This is a genomic window from Pseudomonas syringae KCTC 12500, assembly GCF_000507185.2.
GTDB classification, from domain to species: Bacteria; Pseudomonadota; Gammaproteobacteria; order Pseudomonadales; family Pseudomonadaceae; genus Aquipseudomonas; species Aquipseudomonas syringae.
On sequence record NZ_AYTM02000002.1, the window covers coordinates 2,542,928 to 2,561,534 of the forward strand.

Genomic DNA, 18,607 nt, shown 5'->3' on the forward strand with positions numbered 1-18,607 from the left:
GAAAAAAGGGGATGGTTCCAGTGCGTCGCGTGGTGCTGTCGACGCTCACGGGGAACGAATGGGCCGCCATTATTGCAAATCGTTCTTGTTAACAAAAGTAATACAGTATCTTTTTTACATATTCGCCCGAACGCTTGCCTGTCGATGAGCGTTTTTAACGATACTGACACCGCCTTTTCTGGAGATACCGAATGACTGCTCCTTCGCTTCTGATCGCCGGCTGTGGCGACATTGGTTCGCGACTCGCTACTCGCCTGCTGCCTCACGGCTGGACCGTGCATGGGCTGCGGCGCACTGTTTCCGAGCTTCCTGCCGGTGTTCACGGTGTGGCGGGCGATCTGTTCAAGACGCCCAAACCTGCCCAGTGGCCTGATGCGGCACTGGACTATGTGGTGTATTGCGCGACCCCCTCGCAGCGTGACGAAGCGGGTTACCGGATGGCTTACGTCGAGGGCCTGCGTAATGTGTTGAGCTGGCTCGAGCAGACCGGGCAGCGGCCAAAGCGCTTGATCTTCGTTTCAAGCAGCGGTGTTTACGGTCAGCAGAACGGGGAGTGGGTGGACGAAACCTCCGCCACCGAGCCCGGCAACTACACCGGCACGGTGATGCTGGAAGCCGAGCAGGTCGCGCTGAACAGCGGGTTTCCGGCCACGGCGGTAAGACTGACCGGTATTTACGGCCCAGGTCGCAGTGACTTGTCGAACCGTGTCCGTCAGGGGCACAGCGTGAGGATCGATCCGCCGGTCTACGCCAATCGCATTCATGCCGACGATGCGGCCGGTCTGCTGGAGCACGTGCTGCTGGCGGATCAACGCGGCGTTGCGCTGGAGAGTTGCTACCTGGGCGTCGACGACGATCCGGCCGCGCTGGCCGATGTGGTGGCGTGGATCCGTGAGTATCTGGGGGTGACCGAATGGTCGGAGGAGGTCAGCGTGCAGCGCGTGGGCAGCAAGCGTTGCAGTAATGCCAGGGCGCGGGCATTAGGATGGTCGCCGATTTACCCTGACTATAAAGCAGGTTATGCGGCTTTGCTGGGCTAAAACAGTGGTCGATCAGGAGCGCCGTGAAGGGCGCTCCTGATGCCTGAATCGCTTACTGCTGTTCGAGCAACCAGCGACGTGGGCCGGGACGCAGCTCGGGCATCTGGTCCGCGCCGGCGTTGTTCACAGCCTGGAATATCTCCAGCTGCTTGCCTTTGCGGGCGAAAATCCACGGGTTGCCTTTCTCGGCTTTCTCCAGCCACATGCTGTCGTATTCGCCGCTCATGGCTGCACAATCACCTGCCAGGCAGAGCGCGTAACGATCGTTTTCCGGAAGCCCCTGCACACTGCCATCAGGCATGAATTGCACAGTGCTGCCCTGACCGTCACCCTCGACGACCGTCCACTTGCCGCCCATGTAGGCGCCATATAGAGCTTTCTCGAAGCTGCTGCCTGGCTGAGCACCGTCCGGGGCCGGATTTTCGGGCTTCTGGAAGTGCTGTTCAGGGCCTGACTCGCTGGCCGCCTGGACCAGTTCGTCACCCTTGACGCTCAGGTCTTCGAAGAAGTTGCCATAGAAGTCGACGTGCAGCTTGCCTTCGGCAGCGCTGACAATCTTGCCTTCGCCCAGCTCGAAGCCATTGGAGTAAATGGCCTGGTTGGCCTTGGAGTTGATTTTCCACTCCAGGTTGGGACCATTGGCGAGCAGGGCCTGACGCAAGTTGCCTTGCTTGACGGCGGCGTCGATGGCGGTCTGGTTGATCCACGTGCCGTCCGGATTGCGGTCGGCGTGGCTGGCGCAGCCGCCTAGAATGACGGCGAGCAGCGAGATGGCGAGCGCGGAGCGCATAACGGATTCCTTCCTTCAGGGAGAACGGAGCGCAAGGCACGCTCCGTCGGGGATTTATTCGATGACGAGAATCGCGTCCATTTCAACCTGGGCGCCACGCGGCAAGGCCGCAACGCCGATAGCTGCGCGGGCCGGATAAGGCTGAGTGAAGTAGGCGCTCATCAGCTCGTTGACCTTGGCGAAGTGGCCCAGATCGGTCAGAAAGATGTTCAGTTTGACGATGTCCTTGAAAGATCCGCCCGCTGCTTCGGCAACCGACTTGAGGTTTTCGAAAACCTGAGTGATCTGGGCTTCGATGCCCTCGACCAGTTCCATGGTGCTCGGGTCCAACGGGATCTGTCCGGACATGTAGACGGTATTGCCAGCTTTGATGGCCTGTGAGTAAGGGCCGATGGCCGCAGGGGCTTTATCGCTGGTGATGACAGTCTTGGTCATGAGAACTCCTGATAATGGGATGGCCTACGCGCGCATCCGGGTGATGCGTGTGACACCGGTCAGGGCGCGCAGTTTCTTGATCACACGAGCCAGGTGCACGCGATCGTGCACGCTGACCACCAGTTGGACCACGCTGATGCGACCATCGCGTTCGTCCATGCTGATTTTTTCGATATTGCCGTCCGCCGCGTTGACGCTGCTGGCCAACAGCGCGATCAGGCCGCGCTGATGCTCGAGTTCGACACGCAGCTCGACGTTGAATTCGCCGGTCACGTCCTTCGCCCAGGACAGCTGGATGCATTTTTCCGGGTTGTGGCGGATTTCGCTGATGTTGCGGCAGTTGTCCAGGTGTACAACCATGCCCTTGCCTGCAGACAGGTGGCCGACAATCGGGTCGCCCGGGATTGGTGTACAGCATTTGGCGTAGCTGAGCACCAGACCTTCGGTGCCACGAATCGCCAGCGGGCCTTCAGGGCTTGGCAGCTGATCGCCTTCGCCCAGCAGGCGGCGGGCAACGACATAAGCCATGCGATTACCCAAGCCGATGTCTTCGAGCAGGTCTTCCAGCACTTCGACCCGATATTCGTTGAGCACCAGTTGAATGCGCTCCTGACCGATCTTGTCGAGGTTGCATTCAAAGCCGTTGAGCACCTTGTTCAGCAGGCGCTCGCCCAGATTGATCGACTCGGAGCGGCGTTGCAGCTTGAGCGCGTGACGAATGTGGGTGCGCGCCTTGCCAGTGACGACGAAGTTCAGCCAGGCCGGATTCGGACGTGCGCCGGGTGCGCTGACAATCTCGACGGTCGAGCCACTTTGCAGCGGTTCGGAAAGCGGCGCCAGTCGGCGGTTGATCCGGCAGGCAATGCAGCTGTTGCCGACATCGGTGTGTACCGCGTAGGCGAAATCCACCGCTGTGGAGCCTTTGGGCAGCTCCATGATTCGGCCTTTGGGCGTGAAAACGTAGACCTCGTCCGGGAACAGGTCGATCTTGACGCTTTCGATGAATTCCAGGGAGTTGCCAGCACGCTGCTGCATTTCCAGCACGCCCTTGACCCACTGTCGGGCTCGAGCATGAGTGCCCTTGGGCTGCTCGTCGTCGCTGGATTTGTATAGCCAGTGCGCTGCGATGCCGTTGTTGGCCATTTCTTCCATTTCGCGGGTGCGAATCTGGATCTCGATAGGCACGCCATGCATACCGAACAAGGTGGTATGCAGGGACTGATAGCCGTTGGCCTTGGGGATCGCGATGTAATCCTTGAAGCGACCGGGCAGTGGCTTGTACAAATTATGTACAGCGCCGAGCACGCGATAGCAGGTGTCGACCTTGTCGACGATGATGCGGAACGCGTAGACATCCATGATCTCGTTGAAGGCGCGACGCTTGCCGCGCATCTTCTTGTAGATGCCATACAGATGTTTCTGCCGACCACTGACGTCGCCTTCGATGCCATCGACGGCCAGGCAATGACTCAGGGATTCTTCGATCTTGTTGACCAGTTCCTTGCGATTGCCCCTGGCGCGCTTGACCGCCTGGTTGATTCGCGAGGAGCGCATCGGGTACATCGCCTTGAAGCCCAGGTCCTCGAATTCGATGCGCACACTGTGCATGCCCAACCGATTGGCGATGGGCGCATAGATTTCGAGGGTTTCCTTGGCGATGCGCCGGCGCTTTTCGCCGGACAGGACTTCCAGCGTGCGCATGTTGTGCAGGCGATCGGCGAGCTTGACCAGGATGACGCGAATATCGCGCGCCATGGCCATGGCCATTTTCTGGAAGTTTTCCGCCTGGGCTTCGGCCTTGGTCTCGAAATTCATCTGGGTCAGTTTGCTGACCCCGTCGACCAGTTCCGCGACAGTCTCGCCAAATTGGGCGCTGAGCGCTTCCTTGGCAATCCCGGTGTCTTCGATGACGTCATGCAGCATCGCAGCCATCAGGCTCTGATGGTCCATGTGCATGTCGGCAAGAATGTTCGCCACCGCAAGAGGATGGGTGACGTAGGCTTCACCGCTGCGACGGCGTTGGCCATCGTGGGCTTGTTCGGCGTAGAAATACGCTCGGCGGACCAGATTGACCTGGTCCTTGCCGAGGTAGGCCGACAGTCTGTCGGCGAGGGCGTCTATGCTCGGCAAGGCGCTACCCCTTGCCAATGGCTTTTACCCTGCGCCGTACTACGTCGACCTGGCATAGGCTTAGACGGCCTCGTTGGACTCGTCCTCGAACGCTGCGAACAATGGCTCATCTTCAACGATTTCAGCTTCTGCGATTACAGAGTAATCCATTACGCCAGCCGCGATTTCACGCAGGGCCATAACGGTAGGCTTGTCGTTTTCCCAGGCCAGCTTTGGTTCTTTGCCGCCGGTTGCCAGTTGACGGGCACGCTTGGTAGAGAGCATGACCAGCTCAAAGCGGTTATCCACGTGTTCTAGGCAGTCTTCAACGGTTACGCGGGCCATGGGTATTCCTCGTAGCAAATGCGGATGCGCGATGCCCGGATGGGCGAGCGGACTCGGTAGTTTACAAGCGGACAGCACCAGTCATCAAGCGGCATGCCACCAACGGCATGTTTTTAACCTGTTGCCTGATGTCTGGAAACGTTTCGATCAAGCCAGCAACTCCTGAAAAAGCTCGCTGTATTGCTCTTGCTGGTGCTGTTGAGTCAGGCGGTTGGCGCGGAAAATCGCCTTGAGGTCTTCCAGCGCGCCGGCAAAGTCGTCATTGACCACGACGTACTCATACTCGTTGTAGTGGCTCATTTCGCTGACCGCTTCACGCATCCGCGCTTCGATGATCTCGTCGCTGTCCTGACCGCGATTGGTCAGGCGCTGGCGCAAGGCCTGCTGGGTCGGCGGCAAAATGAAGATGGAGCGGGCCTGCGGCATCTGCGCACGAACCTGACGCGCACCCTGCCAGTCGATTTCCAGAATCAGGTCGTGGCCTTCGTCCAGCGTCTGCTGCAGGTGGCTCTGCGACGTGCCGTACAGGTTGCCGAAGACCTCGGCCTGCTCGAGAAAGTCGCCGTGCTCGATCATGCTCAGGAACGTGGCACGATCGACGAAGTTGTAGTTCACACCGTCCACTTCGCCGGGGCGCATGGCGCGCGTGGTGTGCGAGACAGAGACACGAATCTTTGCCTGCGCGCCGTGCTGAGGCTCTTGCTGAGCGTCCATCAGCGCCTTGACCAGACTGGTCTTGCCCGCGCCGGACGGAGCGGAAATGATGTACAGGGTGCCAGTGATATGGGTCATGTCAGGTTTAGCCTTACTCAATATTCTGCACTTGCTCACGCATCTGCTCGATCAACACTTTGAGGTTGACGGCAGCCTGCGTGCTGCGTGGGTCAAAGGCCTTGGAGCCCAGTGTATTCGCTTCGCGGTTAAGCTCTTGCATCAGGAAATCAAGACGGCGTCCTGCCTGGCCGCCAGCCTTGAGTACGCGACGCACTTCAGTGACGTGGGTGCTGAGGCGGTCCAGTTCTTCGGCGACATCGCTTTTCTGTGCCAGCAGGACCATTTCCTGCTCCAGGCGCTGAGGGTCGAGTTCGGCTTTCATGTCGGCAAAGCGATCGAGCACCTTCTGCCGCTGGGTTGCGAGCATCTGTGGCACCAGCGTGCGCAAGGTGGCGACTTCTTCGACGATGGAGGACAGACGCTCGTCGAGCAGCCGCGCCAGGTCTGCGCCTTCGCGCCCGCGCCCGCTTTTCAATTCGGTCAGCGCATCATTGAACAGTTTCAGGGCCTCGGTGTTCAACACCTGCGGATCGTTGGCATCGGCGACCAGCACGCCCGGCCATGCCAGCACCTCGAGCGGGTTCAATGCAGCAGGCTGTTTGATCAAGCCGGCAACCGACTCGGCTGCGGCGATCAATTGGCCTGCGCGTTCAAGGTCCACCTGCAGCGGCTTGCCGGCGGTTTCCTCGACAAAGCGCAATGTGCACTCGACCTTGCCGCGCGACAGGCCCTGACGCAGCGCTTCGCGAATCGCGCCTTCCAGATCGCGGAACGACTCCGGCAGGCGCAGGTGTGGCTCAAGATAGCGGTGGTTGACCGAGCGCAGTTCCCAGCTCAGTGTGCCCTGGGCACCGGCCCGCTCTACTCGGGCAAAGGCAGTCATGCTGTGCACCATGGGAAATACCTCTTGGTTCGCTTTCAAAGCGTGGTTCGGTTCATGAACGCGCAGAAGTGGCGGTCATGGGCGTCGTGAAAGCCGGCTGGCTGTAGAGGCGCAGGATTGTAGCGCAGTGCAGCGCAGGCTCCCAATCCGACAGTGTGACAAGTGACGCAAGGCGTTTTTTTGACCGACATCTGCGCGTCGAAAGCCTTGATTCAGGGCCTTCTGTTTGCGCTGGATCGGCATTGGCGGCTTTTAGAGATGCCCAGCGGCAGCTGTGGCCTCTATAATGCCCAGCAGTTTTCCGTCTCAGTACAGGTATCCCAGATGAAACGTCCAAGTGGTCGCGCCGCCGATCAGCTCCGCTCGATCCGCATCACCCGCAACTACACCAAACACGCCGAGGGTTCTGTACTGGTCGAGTTTGGTGATACCAAGGTGATTTGCACCGTCAGCGTCGAAAACGGCGTACCACGCTTTCTCAAAGGGCAGGGCCAGGGTTGGCTGACCGCCGAATACGGCATGCTGCCACGCGCTACCGGCGAGCGTAATCAGCGCGAAGCCAGCCGCGGCAAGCAGGGTGGTCGTACACTCGAAATCCAGCGCCTGATCGGTCGTTCGCTGCGCGCTGCGCTGGACATGTCCAAGCTGGGCGACGTCACCTTGTACGTCGATTGCGATGTTATTCAGGCTGACGGTGGCACTCGTACGGCTTCTATTACCGGTGCGATGGTTGCTCTGGCAGATGCGCTGAAGGTGATCAAGAAGCGCGGCGGCCTGAAAGGCGGCGACCCGCTCAAGCAGATGATCGCGGCCGTTTCGGTCGGCATGTATCAGGGTGAGCCGGTGCTCGACCTGGACTACCTCGAAGACTCGGCTGCCGAAACCGACCTGAACGTGGTCATGACCAGTGCAGGCGGTTTCATTGAAGTTCAGGGCACTGCCGAAGGCGCGCCATTCCAGCCTGAAGAGCTAAACGCGATGCTCGCGCTGGCGCAGAAGGGTATGACCGAGTTGTTTGAATTGCAGCGCGCCGCGTTGGCCGACTGATACCCAGAAGGGGTCCGATAATGAGTGACAGCTTGCAACCGTTCAGCAAACCGCCGCAAAGCGCTCGCCAGTGGGCGATGTTCTGTCACTTGTCGGCGTTTGCCGGGCTGATGTTTCCGTTCGGCAATCTGCTGGGCCCGCTGATTATCTGGCAGTTGAAGAAAGATTCCGATCCGTTTATCGACGCGCAAGGCAAGGAAGCGCTGAACTTTCAGATCACGGTCGCCATTGCGGCCACCGTCAGCATGCTGCTAGTGCTGCTCATCATCGGCTTTGCGTTACTGACGCTGGTGGGGATCGGTGCCGCAGTGCTGGCGATCATTGCCGGGATAAAAGCCAATGACGGCGTCGATTATCGCTATCCGTTCACCTTGCGCCTGATCAAGTAGCATCACTTCAGGCAACGCAAAAAGCCGACTTCAAGTCGGCTTTTTCGTGTTCGCTGCCTTGCCTGGCTATCAGATAGTCAGGGTCCAGTCGTAATCCACGATCAACGGCGCGTGCTGCGAGAAGCGCGGCTGGCGTGGCAGACGGGCGCTGCGCACGAAGCGGCGCAGGCCTGGGGTCAGGATCTGATAATCGAAGCGCCAACCCAGATTCAGCATCTCGGCCTGCTCGTTGTCCGGCCACCAGCTGTACTGGTCACCTTCACGGCTGACTTCGCGCAGGGCATCGACATAGCCCATGGTGCCGACGATCTCGTCCATCCAGGCGCGCTCGGGCGCGAGGAAGCCGGGTGACTGCTGGCTGTCGCGCCAGTTTTTGATATCGAGCTTCTGCTGCGCCACATAGAGCGATCCGCAGTAGATGTATTCGCGACGCTTGCGGCGCTGCTTGTCCATGTACTTGCCGAAATCGTCCATGAGCTTGAATTTCTGATTCAGGTCTTCATCGCCATTCATCCCCGACGGAAAGAGCAGGGTAGCGATACTGACCTTGTCGAAATCTGCTTGCAGGTAGCGCCCGTAGCGGTCGGCTGTCTCGAAGCCGAGGCCGCTGATTACCGCCTTCGGCTGCAACCGCGAATACAGCGCCACACCACCCTGAGCGGGAACCTCGGCTTCGCAGGCATAGAGGAAGTAACCATCCAGCTGAAAGGCTGGATCGTCCAGTTCAAAGGTGGAGGCGCGGGTGTCCTGTAAGCAGATGACGTCGGCATTCTGAGCTTGCAGCCAGCTGAGCAAACCACGCTCGACCGCAGCCTGAATGCCATTTACGTTCACACTGATGATCCGCATAAATGGCCCCAAAAATCACGTGCGTGTATGATACCCGAGCTCTACCTAATTAGCTAAATCCGTGGTATTCGGAGCTTTTTTCATGCAAGCGTATCAACGCGATTTCATTCGTTTTGCCATCGATCGCGGTGTTCTGCGCTTCGGTGAGTTCACTCTAAAGTCCGGGCGCACCAGCCCGTACTTCTTCAATGCCGGGCTGTTCAACACCGGTTCCGCACTGGCACAACTGGGGCGTTTCTACGCAGCAGCCGTGGTTGAAAGCGGTATTGCCTTCGACGTTCTGTTCGGTCCGGCCTACAAGGGCATTCCGCTCGCATCGGCCACTGCTGTGGCGTTGGCCGAGCATCATGACTGTGATCTGCCGTGGTGTTTCAACCGCAAGGAAGCCAAGGCGCACGGCGAGGGCGGCAGTCTGGTGGGCTCCCCGCTGGCGGGTAATGTGCTGATCATCGACGACGTGATCACTGCGGGCACTGCGATCCGTGAGGTCATGCAGATCATCAAGGACCAGAACGCGACAGCTGCGGGCGTGCTGATCGCGCTCAATCGTCAGGAGCGGGGCAATGGCGAGCTGTCGGCGATTCAGGAAGTCGAGCGTGACTTCGGGATTCCGGTGGTGAGTATCGTGTCGCTGAATCAGGTACTCGAGTTCCTGGCCGACGATCCGCAGCTCAAGCAGCATCTGCCTGCCGTCGAAGCCTATCGCGCGCAATTCGGAATCTGAGGACGTGCCTATGGCGGTCGGCGGCAGGTCTTGGGGATCGGTTTCAGACGCGCTGAGCGTTTTTCGGGCCTTGCTGGCTGTCGTCATGCTTGCGCCCATGCTCGCCCAAGCGGCCGACGCACCTGAGCCACGGCTTTATCGCTACGTCGACAGCCGCGGGGTGACGGTGATCGATACGCAAGGTGTGCCGCCCGACTACGTTGCCAAAGGCTATGAAGTACTCAACAGCCGTGGCCGGGTGGTTCAGGTCGTACCACCTGCGCCTACGGCTGAGCAGATTCGCCAGTCCGATGCGGACAAACGTCAGGCCGCCGCCGATGCACAGCTGCTGAGCCTGTACAGCAGCGTCGCTGAAGTGGACCGCATGAAGGCCCGCAAACTGGCCGAGCTGGACGCGCTGGTTGGCGTTGCCCAGGGCAACATTCAGGGGCTGGCGGCGCAGCAGCGCAGTCTGCAAGGCCAGGCCGCCGACCTTGAGCGCGCAGGGCGTCCGGTTCAACAAGCACTTGTCGATCAATTGAACGACCTGCGCGATCAGCAGCAGAAACTGCAAGCCGATATCGCCGGGTATCAGGCCGCACGCGTAAAGGCCGAAGCAGATTTCGCCGTCGATCGCGCCCGCGTCCAGCGGCTGACTCAATGACCGGACACTATCGTCATGCCCGGGTCTGTTTTTGATTCTGGCCGAAGGCCGTAGGAGCGAACTTGTTCGCGAAAGGGGCCGCCGCCAGACACCTATCGTTCCTCACGCTTCAGCTAGGGAATGCCTGTCGTGACGCTTTGCGTCACAAATCTGCGTTGCGCCACATATTCAGGACAGGACGCAGAGCGTCCAGAACGGCATACCCACACGGAGCACTCAACGTTATACATAAGTCTTGAAGAGCCCGTGAAACGTGACTTTCCGGCTTCTGCCCGAAGTGCGTGGGAGTGACCGGGCGGCGATCCGCAATGCTCACGAATACGATGGTCCAGACGCCCCATTTTCAGGGGCTTTACCGGCCTCTTCGCGAGCAAGCTCGCTCCCACAGCCTGCGGCCAGCATCAAGAGCAGACTTGTATATGACGCTGAGCGCGGAGCATGAACACGATAGTGTTCTCGAGCATCAGCCAACAAAAAAGGCCCCGTGAGTGTTAGCTCACGGGGCCTTTGGGTGTTACGTCTGCATCAGTGCCGCTTGCGGTTGGTGATCTGGGTACCTACACCGCTGTCGGTGAAGATCTCCAGCAAGACCGCGTTGGGCACTCGACCGTCGATGATGTGCGAGCTGTTGACCCCGCCCTGAACCGCTTCCAGCGCGCAACGAATCTTCGGCAGCATGCCGCCGTAGATGGTGCCATCGGCGATCAGGCCGTCGACCTGCTCGGTGGTCAGGCCGGTCAGCACTTCGCCCTGCTTGTTCATCAGGCCGGCGATGTTGGTCAGCAGAATCAGCTTCTCGGCCTTGAGGGCTTCGGCAACCTTGCCTGCGACCAGGTCGGCGTTGATGTTGTACGACTCGCCGTCCGGGCCCACACCGATAGGTGCGATGACCGGAATGAAATCCCCTTTGACCAGCATGTTGAGCAGCCCGATGTTGACCCCGACCACTTCACCGACCTGACCGATGTCGATGATTTCGGGCTTGGTCATTTCCGGCGTCTGGCGCGTGACAGTGAGCTTCTTCGCACGAATCAGCTCAGCGTCCTTGCCGGTCAGACCGATCGCGCTGCCGCCATGACGGTTGATCAGGTTGACGATGTCCTTGTTGACCTGGCCGCCCAGTACCATCTCCACGACATCCATGGTTTGCGCATCGGTAACACGCATGCCGTCGATGAAGTGGCTTTCGATGGACAGGCGCTTGAGCAGATCACCGATCTGCGGCCCGCCGCCGTGAACCACCACCGGGTTGATGCCCACTGCTTTCATCAACACGATGTCGCGCGCAAAGCCGGTTTTCAGCTCTTCGCTCTCCATGGCGTTGCCGCCGTACTTGATAACCAGCGTCTTGCCGACAAAGCGGCGAATGTAAGGCAGCGCTTCGGAAAGGACCTTGGCTACATTAGAGGCGGCATCGCGTTCGAGGGTCATTCAGGGCTCCAGTCAAAAGGAAAAACAATCAAAATGGCAGGTCGAGGTCCGGCGCAACTTTCTTCAATTCTGCGTGGAACACGTCCTTGATACGCTGCAATTCGGCCTCGGTCTCGGCTTCGAAGCGTAGCACCAGTACCGGCGTGGTATTGGAAGCGCGAACCAGACCCCAGCCCTTCGGATAATCCACACGGACACCGTCGATGGTGGTCAGTTTGGCGTCGCCCCACTGTGCATCCGTCTCAAGGGCCTCGATGATGCTGAACTTGGTGACATCCGTCACCTTGATGTTGATTTCAGGCGTCGAAATATCGTTCGGGAAGGTTTCGAACAGGTCTTCGGCGTTGGCCGACTCCTGGCTGAGGATCTCCAGCAGGCGTGCTGCGCTGTAGATACCGTCGTCGAAACCGAACCAGCGTTCCTTGAAGAAGATGTGGCCGCTCATTTCGCCTGCCAGCAGCGCACCGCTTTTCTTCATTTCTTTCTTGATCAGCGAGTGACCGGTTTTCCACATCACCGGACGACCGCCATGTTCGCTGATCAGCGGAGTCAGGCGGCGTGTGCATTTGACGTCGAAAATGATATCGGCACCCGGATTGCGCTTGAGCACGTCCAGCGCGAACAGCATCAACAGGCGGTCCGGGTACACCACGTTGCCTGCGTTGGTCACGACACCGACACGGTCGCCGTCACCGTCGAAAGCCAGGCCCAGGTCGGCACCGGTTTCCTTGACCTTGGCGATCAGGTCCTGCAGGTTTTCCAGCTTGCCCGGATCCGGGTGGTGGTTAGGGAAGTTGCCGTCCACTTCCGCGAACAGCGAAATCACTTCGCAGCCCAGCGCTTCGATCAGTTGCGGAGCGATCACGCCTGCCGCGCCGTTGCCGCAGTCGACCACGACCTTCAGCTTGCGCGCCATGACGATGTCATTCTTGATCTGCTGGAAGTAGCGCTCAAGGATGTCGACCTGGGTGATGCTGCCTTTCTGCGACGTCAGGTTGTTGGTCTTGATGCGCTCGTGCAGCGCCTGGATCTGCTCGTTGGCGAGGGTGTCGCCAGCGATGACGATCTTGAAGCCGTTGTAGTCCTTCGGGTTATGGCTGCCGGTCAGCATGACGCCGGTTTTGCCGGCCAGCACGTTGGCTGCGTAATACAGCGCAGGCGTTGGCACCAGGCCCACATCGCTGACGTGGCAGCCGCTGTCGTGCAGGCCTTGAATCAGTTGCTGTACCAGTTCAGGACCGGAAAGGCGACCATCGCGGCCAACGCTGACGTTGGGTTCGTTCTGCGCCAGGCTTTCGGAGCCAATGGCGCGGCCGATCCAGTAAGCCGTTTCAGCGTTGAGGGTGTCCCCGACCACGCCACGAATGTCGTAGGCACGGAAAATAGTCTCGGGAAGGTTGGGTGCCACGGATGCTGGGCTGTTCATAGCGAGGTTATGCTCCGATCTCAGGAAGTCCTGGTTTTCGTCGAGAAGGTCGATATCAAGGATATCGGTATCTTGAAACAGCGGATCGGTCCAGTCGGTGCGTGATGCAGCCACGGTGGACGAAGCACTGCCTTTGGCAATATCTGCATCGCGCTGCTCGCCTGCAGCCAGGGCAGGCGCTGCCTGAGGCTGACTACGAAGCGAGACACGAGCAAGGGCCTGAGCCAGGCCACTAAGGGCCGGGAGGCTCAAACCGAAGGGTTTGACGGCTTTTCCGCGTGAGAGTTCTTGGAGCAGCTGATCCAGTTGCCGTGCGTCGGCGCAAATACGCTTCTGCAGGGCCCGCTCATTACGGTGCAAGCCAAGCAGCACGCCTGCTGCAGCGATAATCAGTGCCAGCAGCAGAAGCACCGCGGACGGAGAGGTTTTCAGGCCGGGACCGGGCGTGAATTCGAGTTTCCAGCCGGGATAACCGGTATCGAAGGCCTGGGCTTTGCCTTCATCGGCCTGACCGCGCTGCAGGAAAACCTGAGCAGGTCCGCTGCCGAACTGCTGGCTGAGCACCACTTGCCCGGCATCGGCAGGCAGCGCCGGTAAGGCATTGAGCAAACGCTGCAGATCAAAGGCCAACAGCAACGTACCCACCACAGGCTGACTGGCCGCGGCACGCACCGGCGCGGCGCTGTAGATCAACCAGCGTTCACCGACCTTGCGCGCCTCCGGGGCAACGGCCTCACCTTGTGCGGCCTTGTTGAGCATGTCCAGGGTGGCGAAGCTGACGGGCAGTGCGCCTTGCGTATCCACATCGGCCAGCCCCTTGGGGTAAAGCCGAGCGCCCGCAAGACCGTCCCAGCGGGTGAATCGATCCTGAGCGGACAGCAGGGCAGCGGCATCATTGCTTTGCAGCGCCTGCACAAGCGCTGCACTGGAGGCGGCCGACTGAGTGTCCGCGTTGATCTGACGCAGCGCTAAACCCGCCGCTGCCGCCTGACTGCCGCCCCAGGCCTGAATAAGCTGGTCCTGTTGCTGGGGGCCGGTGGCCAGAGCCGTCCAGACCAGTGCCGCAGCAATGAGCAGGCCGATGGCGGCAGGAACCAGGCCAGGCGCAAGGCCTTTGAGGCTCGCAGCCGGAGGCGAGTTATCGGCGGGTACGGCGTGCTGTGAAGCGCTGTGCTGACTACCTTTCACCGACCTCTCCCTGAGCCTTGTCCCGAACCCGGATTATGTGCCGAATGGCGATCAATGGCTGCCGGAATGACCGAAGCCGCCAGCGCCACGCTGACTTTCGTCGAACGTTTCAACCAGCTCGAAATGCGCCTGTACGACCGGCACCAGGACCAATTGGGCGATGCGCTCGCCGACGGCGATGTTGAAAGCCGTCTGGCCGCGGTTCCAGCAGGAGACCATCAGTTCGCCTTGATAATCGGAGTCGATCAGGCCCACCAGATTGCCCAGCACGATGCCGTGTTTATGGCCCAGGCCGGAGCGCGGCAGGATCAGCGCGGCAAGGCCCGGATCGCCAATGTAAATCGACAGGCCGGTAGGGATCAGCAGGGTCTGGCCGGGCTCGAGGAGCGTGTCCTCCTTGAGCATGGCGCGCAGGTCCAGGCCAGCCGAGCCGACAGTAGCGTAGGCCGGCAGCGGGAATTCGTTGCCAATGCGAGGGTCGAGGATCTTGGCTTGTAGAGCGTGCATTCGTAGTTAAACCTGATTCATGCGGTCGGCGATAAAAGTGACCAGCTGGCGAGCGATCTTGGCCTTGCTGGTCTGGGCGAAAAGCGTTGCGTGCAACGCTCGGTCAATCACGCTGCAGGCGTTTTCCTCGCTGTTGAAGCCGATGCTCGGGTTAGCGACATCGTTGGCGACAATCAGGTCGAGGTTCTTGTCCTTGAGCTTGCGGGCAGCGTAGTCGAGCAGGTGTTCGGTCTCGGCGGCAAAGCCGACACTGAAGGGGCGATCCGGGCGGGTTGCGATGGTCGCCAGAATATCCGGATTGCGCACCATCTGCAGCAGCAAGCCGTCACCGTTTGAAGGATCTTTCTTCAATTTGTGCGGGGCAACGACTTCCGGGCGGTAGTCGGCCACGGCTGCCGAGGCGATGAACAGGTCGCAGGGGATGGCCGCCTCGCACGCTGCCAGCATGTCGCGGGCGCTGACCACGTCGATGCGTGAGACGCGATCAGGCGTAGGCAGGTTGACCGGCCCGGTGATCAGCGTGACGCGAGCGCCGGCTTCCACCGCCGCTTCGGCCAGGGCAAAGCCCATTTTTCCCGAGCTGTGGTTGGTGATGTAGCGCACCGGGTCGATGTTTTCCTGGGTCGGGCCTGCGGTGATCAGCACATGCTTGCCGGTCAGGGTCAGGCGCTGGAAGCAGTCGGCCGCGCACTGGGCCAGGTCGTCGGCCTCAAGCATGCGCCCGAAGCCGACATCGCCACACGCCTGACTGCCGGACGCCGGCCCGAACACGCGAAAATCGCGGTCTTCGAGCAGACGGGTATTGGCCTGCACCGAGGCGTCACGCCACATCGCCTGGTTCATCGCCGGGGCGATGGCGACAGTCGCGTCGGTGGCCAGCACGATGGTGGTCAGCAGGTCGTTGGCGATGCCTTGCGCCAGGCGCGCGATGAGGTCGGCGGTGGCCGGTGCGATGAGGATCAGGTCGGCCCATTTGGCCAGTTCGATATGGCCCATCGCGGCCTCGGCGGCCGGATCGAGAAGGTCCAGGTGCACAGGGTGCCCGGACAGGGCCTGCATGGTCAGCGGGGTGATGAACTCTGCGCCGCCCCGGGTCATGACCACACGCACTTCAGCGCCCTGATCGCGCAGGCGGCGGACCAGCTCAGCGCTCTTGTAGGCCGCGATGCCGCCGCCGACGCCAAGAACGATGCGTTTTCGATACAGCCGCTGCATAGACCTGCCTTTTTGGTCGAGTGAACACACGACGGCCATGACGCCTCCCCAGGCCAGATCGTCGTGCAAAAAAGATGGGCTAAGATAGCACAGCGACCGCACCGGAACAGCGGTGCCCAATCACATGGAGGTGCTATGAGTATTCGCAGTTGGCCCGCGGCTGAACGCCCCCGGGAACGCTTGTTGGAGTTGGGGGCGGCGAGCCTTTCCGACGCCGAGTTGCTGGCTATCTTTTTACGCACCGGCGTGGCCGGAAAAAGCGCTGTAGACCTTGCGCGTCATCTGCTGAAGCAATTTGACGGGCTCAGACCGTTACTGGATGCGGATCTGTCGGTATTCACCTCGCAACTGGGGCTCGGGCCCGCCAAGTTCGCTCAGTTGCAGGCGGTCATGGAAATGGCGCGTCGGCACATGGCCGAGTCCTTGCGCCGTGAGTCAGCGCTGGAAAACCCCACCCAGGTTCGCGGGTATCTCAAGGCCTTGCTGCGGCATGAGCCGCACGAAGTCTTCGGCTGTCTGTTTCTCGATAACAAACACCGGGTCATGACCTTTGAGATATTGTTTCGCGGGACAATCAATGCGTCCTACGTGCACCCGCGCCAAGTGGTGAAGCGAGCGATGGCGCACAACGCCGCGAGCCTGATCCTATGCCACAACCATCCTTCCGGTATCACCACGCCCAGCCGTTCCGACATCGACCTGACCAAGCGCCTCAAGGAAGCACTGATGCTGGTGGATGTTCATGTGCTTGATCACGTGATCGTGGGAGACGGCGAGCCACTGTCGATGGTGGAGCGCGGGTTGATGTAGCGAGTTGTGCCAAGAGCTGATGCAGAGCGATGGGCACGATAGGGCGGGTGCTCGGATTATCGTTCCCGCGCTCTGCGTCCGGTCTTGAGGAGGGTCGTGCCAATGCAGGCATTGGCACGACAATCACACAAAGAGGAAAGGGTCAGCCTGGCGACTTACTTGACCTGCACCTTGTAAAAATCCTGCCTGCCGAACGGGCTGACCTGATAGCCAGTGACGTCCTTGCGTACCAGAGTTGCAGCCGTCGGGTGGGCGAGGGGGAGCCACAGTGCCTGCTGTTGAATCTGTTGCTGAGCCTGGTGATACAGCTTGCTGCGTTCGGTCTGATCACTGACTGATTTGCCGTCTGCGATCAGCTTGTCCAGTGTCTTGTCGCAATAGCGGGCGAAGTTGGTGCCCGACTGCACGGCCGCACACGAGAACTGCGGGGTCAGGAAGTTATCCGGGTCGCCATTGTCGCCCGCCCAGCCCATGAACAGCAGGTCATGCTCGCCAGCCTTGGCGCGGCGAATCAGCTCGCCCCATTCAATGATCTTGATCTCGGCATCGATGCCGATCTGTTTCAAGTCAGCCTGCAGCAATTGAGCGCCCAGGCTTGGGTTCGGGTTTAGCAGACTCCCGGAAGGTCGCGTCCAGATGGTGGTCTTCAAACCCTCTTTCACGCCGGCCTTGGCCAGCAGCGTCTTGGCCTTGGCAACATCGTGCTGATAGCCGGGCAGGTCCTTGGCGTAACTCCAGGTGTTGGGCGGGTAAGGACCATTGGCCTTTTCAGCGGTGCCTTCGAACACGGCTTTCAGGTAATTGTCCTTGTCGAACGCCAGGTTGATGGCCTGGCGAACTTCCGGCTTGTCGAACGGCGGGTGCTGGCTGTTGATCGCGACAAATGCGGTCATGAACGCTTCAGTCTTCTCGACCTTGAGCGATTTGTCCTCGCTGGCTGCCTGTATATCCAGGGGCTTGGGCGAGAGCGCTATCTGGCACTCATCCTGACGGATTTTCTGCAGGCGCACATTGGCGTCCGGGGTGATGGCATACACCAGTGTGTCGATATCAGACTTGCCGGCGAAGTAGTCGTCGAACGCCTCATAGCGCACCACGGCATCTTTCTGGAAGCGCTTGAACACGAACGGCCCGGTGCCGATCGGCTGGCTGTTGAGTTTCTCCGGCGTGCCCGCTTTCAACAGCTGCGCAGTATATTCGGCTGAATAGATCGAGGCGAAACCCATGCTCAGCGTGGCCAGGAAGGTCGAGTCCGCATGGTTGAGCGTGAAGCGCACGGTGTGTGCATCAGGCGCTTCGATGCTCTTGATCAACGCGGGCAACTGCATGGACTGCGCATGCGGGAAGCCGCTCTGGGCGATCTTGTGCCATGGGTTCTGCGGGTCGAGCATGCGCTGGAAGCTGAACAGCACGTCATCCGCGCTCAGCTCGCGAGTCGGCTTGAAATAGTCGGTGGTGTGGAATTTCACTCCGGAGCGCAGCTTGAAGTCGTAAGTCAGGCCGTCTTTGGATACGGTCCAGCTTTCTGCCAGGCTCGGCACCAGCTTGCCGCTCTTGGCATCAAAGTCCACAAGGCGGTTCATCAGCACGTCGGCCGATGCGTTGGTGGTGGTCAGCGAGTTGTACTGTACAACGTCGAAGCCCTCGGGGCTGGCTTCGGTGCAGACCACAAGGTTCGATGCCTGGGCAGCAACGGGAAGCAAAAGTGGAACGAGTAAAAAAGGGAGTGCAGCTAGGCGCATGGCGTTATTTCCTGTTCAGAAAGGGCCCCATCTGCCGGCGCAGTCTGGTGAGGGACTAACCCTAGACCATGTACTGGCGCAGAACAATCGTCATGGAGCGACGAGCGGTCGATTTGCCTGTGCCCCCGCAGTGCTTGAGCATACCGCTGCGCGAGGCGTGATCATTCGGGTCAAAGTGCTTTGCCTGTTGTTGTGCCCAAGGCTTTCTGGTATAAAGCAGCGCTCTTTTCTAGGGGCCCGGTTCCTTCACTGTAGGTGTA

18 protein-coding genes are annotated in these 18,607 nt (G+C 60.1%); 6 read left to right on the forward strand and 12 right to left on the reverse strand.

Features of this window, described 5'->3' with window-relative positions; all coding sequences use genetic code 11:
- Positions 1-191 precede the first annotated feature (191 nt).
- A complete protein-coding gene (locus tag V476_RS11675) occupies positions 192-1,040 on the forward strand; it encodes an SDR family oxidoreductase (protein WP_003425920.1) in 849 nt (282 codons plus the stop codon).
- 52 nt (positions 1,041-1,092) lie between these two features.
- Here the strand turns inward: V476_RS11675 and V476_RS11680 are convergent, their stop codons facing one another.
- The 6 genes from V476_RS11680 to V476_RS11705 form a co-directional block, all read right to left on the reverse strand.
- Complete coding sequence (locus tag V476_RS11680) at positions 1,093-1,830, reverse strand: hypothetical protein (RefSeq protein ID WP_024959759.1); 738 nt, start codon at positions 1,828-1,830, stop codon at positions 1,093-1,095.
- A 54-nt stretch (positions 1,831-1,884) separates the two neighbouring features.
- Positions 1,885-2,265: a RidA family protein gene (locus V476_RS11685; RefSeq protein ID WP_003313984.1), complete on the reverse strand. Its 381-nt coding sequence runs from the start codon at positions 2,263-2,265 to the stop codon at positions 1,885-1,887.
- Positions 2,266-2,289: 24 nt separating this feature from the next.
- Positions 2,290-4,395 (reverse strand): bifunctional GTP diphosphokinase/guanosine-3',5'-bis pyrophosphate 3'-pyrophosphohydrolase, encoded by a 2,106-nt coding sequence (gene spoT / locus V476_RS11690; protein WP_003313985.1) that lies wholly within the window; start codon positions 4,393-4,395, stop codon positions 2,290-2,292.
- Positions 4,396-4,455: 60 nt separating this feature from the next.
- Positions 4,456-4,719, reverse strand: a complete 264-nt coding sequence (gene rpoZ / locus V476_RS11695) for a DNA-directed RNA polymerase subunit omega (RefSeq protein WP_003320174.1) — start codon at positions 4,717-4,719, stop codon at positions 4,456-4,458.
- A gap of 147 nt (positions 4,720-4,866) precedes the next feature.
- The gene (gene gmk / locus V476_RS11700; protein ID WP_003344442.1) at positions 4,867-5,511 is read right to left on the reverse strand and encodes a guanylate kinase; all 645 of its coding nucleotides are present in this window, start codon (positions 5,509-5,511) and stop codon (positions 4,867-4,869) included.
- Between the two features lie 13 nt (positions 5,512-5,524).
- A complete protein-coding gene (locus tag V476_RS11705; RefSeq protein WP_003344441.1) occupies positions 5,525-6,388 on the reverse strand; it encodes a YicC/YloC family endoribonuclease in 864 nt (287 codons plus the stop codon).
- Positions 6,389-6,700: 312 nt separating this feature from the next.
- Between V476_RS11705 and rph the strand changes: the two genes are divergently transcribed.
- Both rph and V476_RS11715 read left to right on the forward strand, forming a co-directional pair.
- On the forward strand, positions 6,701-7,423 hold the full coding sequence (gene rph / locus V476_RS11710) for a ribonuclease PH (RefSeq protein WP_003313989.1): 723 nt from the start codon (positions 6,701-6,703) through the stop codon (positions 7,421-7,423).
- A gap of 20 nt (positions 7,424-7,443) precedes the next feature.
- Complete coding sequence (locus tag V476_RS11715) at positions 7,444-7,812, forward strand: DUF4870 domain-containing protein (protein ID WP_003313990.1); 369 nt, start codon at positions 7,444-7,446, stop codon at positions 7,810-7,812.
- Positions 7,813-7,881: 69 nt separating this feature from the next.
- On the opposite strand, the gene V476_RS11720 is transcribed toward V476_RS11715, so the two are convergent.
- Positions 7,882-8,661, reverse strand: coding sequence for a catabolite repression control protein Crc (locus V476_RS11720; RefSeq protein ID WP_002551505.1), 780 nt, complete (start codon positions 8,659-8,661; stop codon positions 7,882-7,884).
- 82 nt (positions 8,662-8,743) lie between these two features.
- Here V476_RS11720 and pyrE point away from each other — a divergent pair, with 82 nt between their 5' ends.
- Positions 8,744-9,385 (forward strand): orotate phosphoribosyltransferase, encoded by a 642-nt coding sequence (pyrE, locus tag V476_RS11725; RefSeq protein WP_024664741.1) that lies wholly within the window; start codon positions 8,744-8,746, stop codon positions 9,383-9,385.
- 10 nt (positions 9,386-9,395) lie between these two features.
- A complete protein-coding gene (locus tag V476_RS11730; protein WP_016566896.1) occupies positions 9,396-10,028 on the forward strand; it encodes a hypothetical protein in 633 nt (210 codons plus the stop codon).
- A gap of 525 nt (positions 10,029-10,553) precedes the next feature.
- Here the strand turns inward: V476_RS11730 and argB are convergent.
- Genes argB through coaBC form a run of 4 tightly spaced genes read right to left on the reverse strand, consistent with a single transcriptional unit; the run spans position 10,554 to position 15,795 of the window.
- Positions 10,554-11,459, reverse strand: coding sequence for an acetylglutamate kinase (gene argB, locus V476_RS11735; RefSeq protein ID WP_003344438.1), 906 nt, complete (start codon positions 11,457-11,459; stop codon positions 10,554-10,556).
- Between the two features lie 28 nt (positions 11,460-11,487).
- Entirely contained in the window at positions 11,488-14,073 is a 2,586-nt protein-coding gene (locus tag V476_RS29155; RefSeq protein WP_024959760.1) for a phosphomannomutase/phosphoglucomutase, read from the reverse strand.
- A 51-nt stretch (positions 14,074-14,124) separates the two neighbouring features.
- Complete coding sequence (dut, locus tag V476_RS11745) at positions 14,125-14,580, reverse strand: dUTP diphosphatase (RefSeq protein WP_003313999.1); 456 nt, start codon at positions 14,578-14,580, stop codon at positions 14,125-14,127.
- Positions 14,581-14,586: 6 nt separating this feature from the next.
- Positions 14,587-15,795: a bifunctional phosphopantothenoylcysteine decarboxylase/phosphopantothenate--cysteine ligase CoaBC gene (coaBC, locus tag V476_RS11750; RefSeq protein ID WP_024959761.1), complete on the reverse strand. Its 1,209-nt coding sequence runs from the start codon at positions 15,793-15,795 to the stop codon at positions 14,587-14,589.
- Between the two features lie 135 nt (positions 15,796-15,930).
- Between coaBC and radC the strand changes: the two genes are divergently transcribed.
- Positions 15,931-16,605, forward strand: coding sequence for a RadC family protein (radC, locus tag V476_RS11755; protein WP_003392593.1), 675 nt, complete (start codon positions 15,931-15,933; stop codon positions 16,603-16,605).
- A 155-nt stretch (positions 16,606-16,760) separates the two neighbouring features.
- Here radC and V476_RS11760 read toward each other — a convergent pair whose 3' ends face one another.
- A complete protein-coding gene (locus V476_RS11760; RefSeq protein WP_024959762.1) occupies positions 16,761-18,347 on the reverse strand; it encodes an ABC transporter substrate-binding protein in 1,587 nt (528 codons plus the stop codon).
- Positions 18,348-18,607 lie beyond the last annotated feature (260 nt).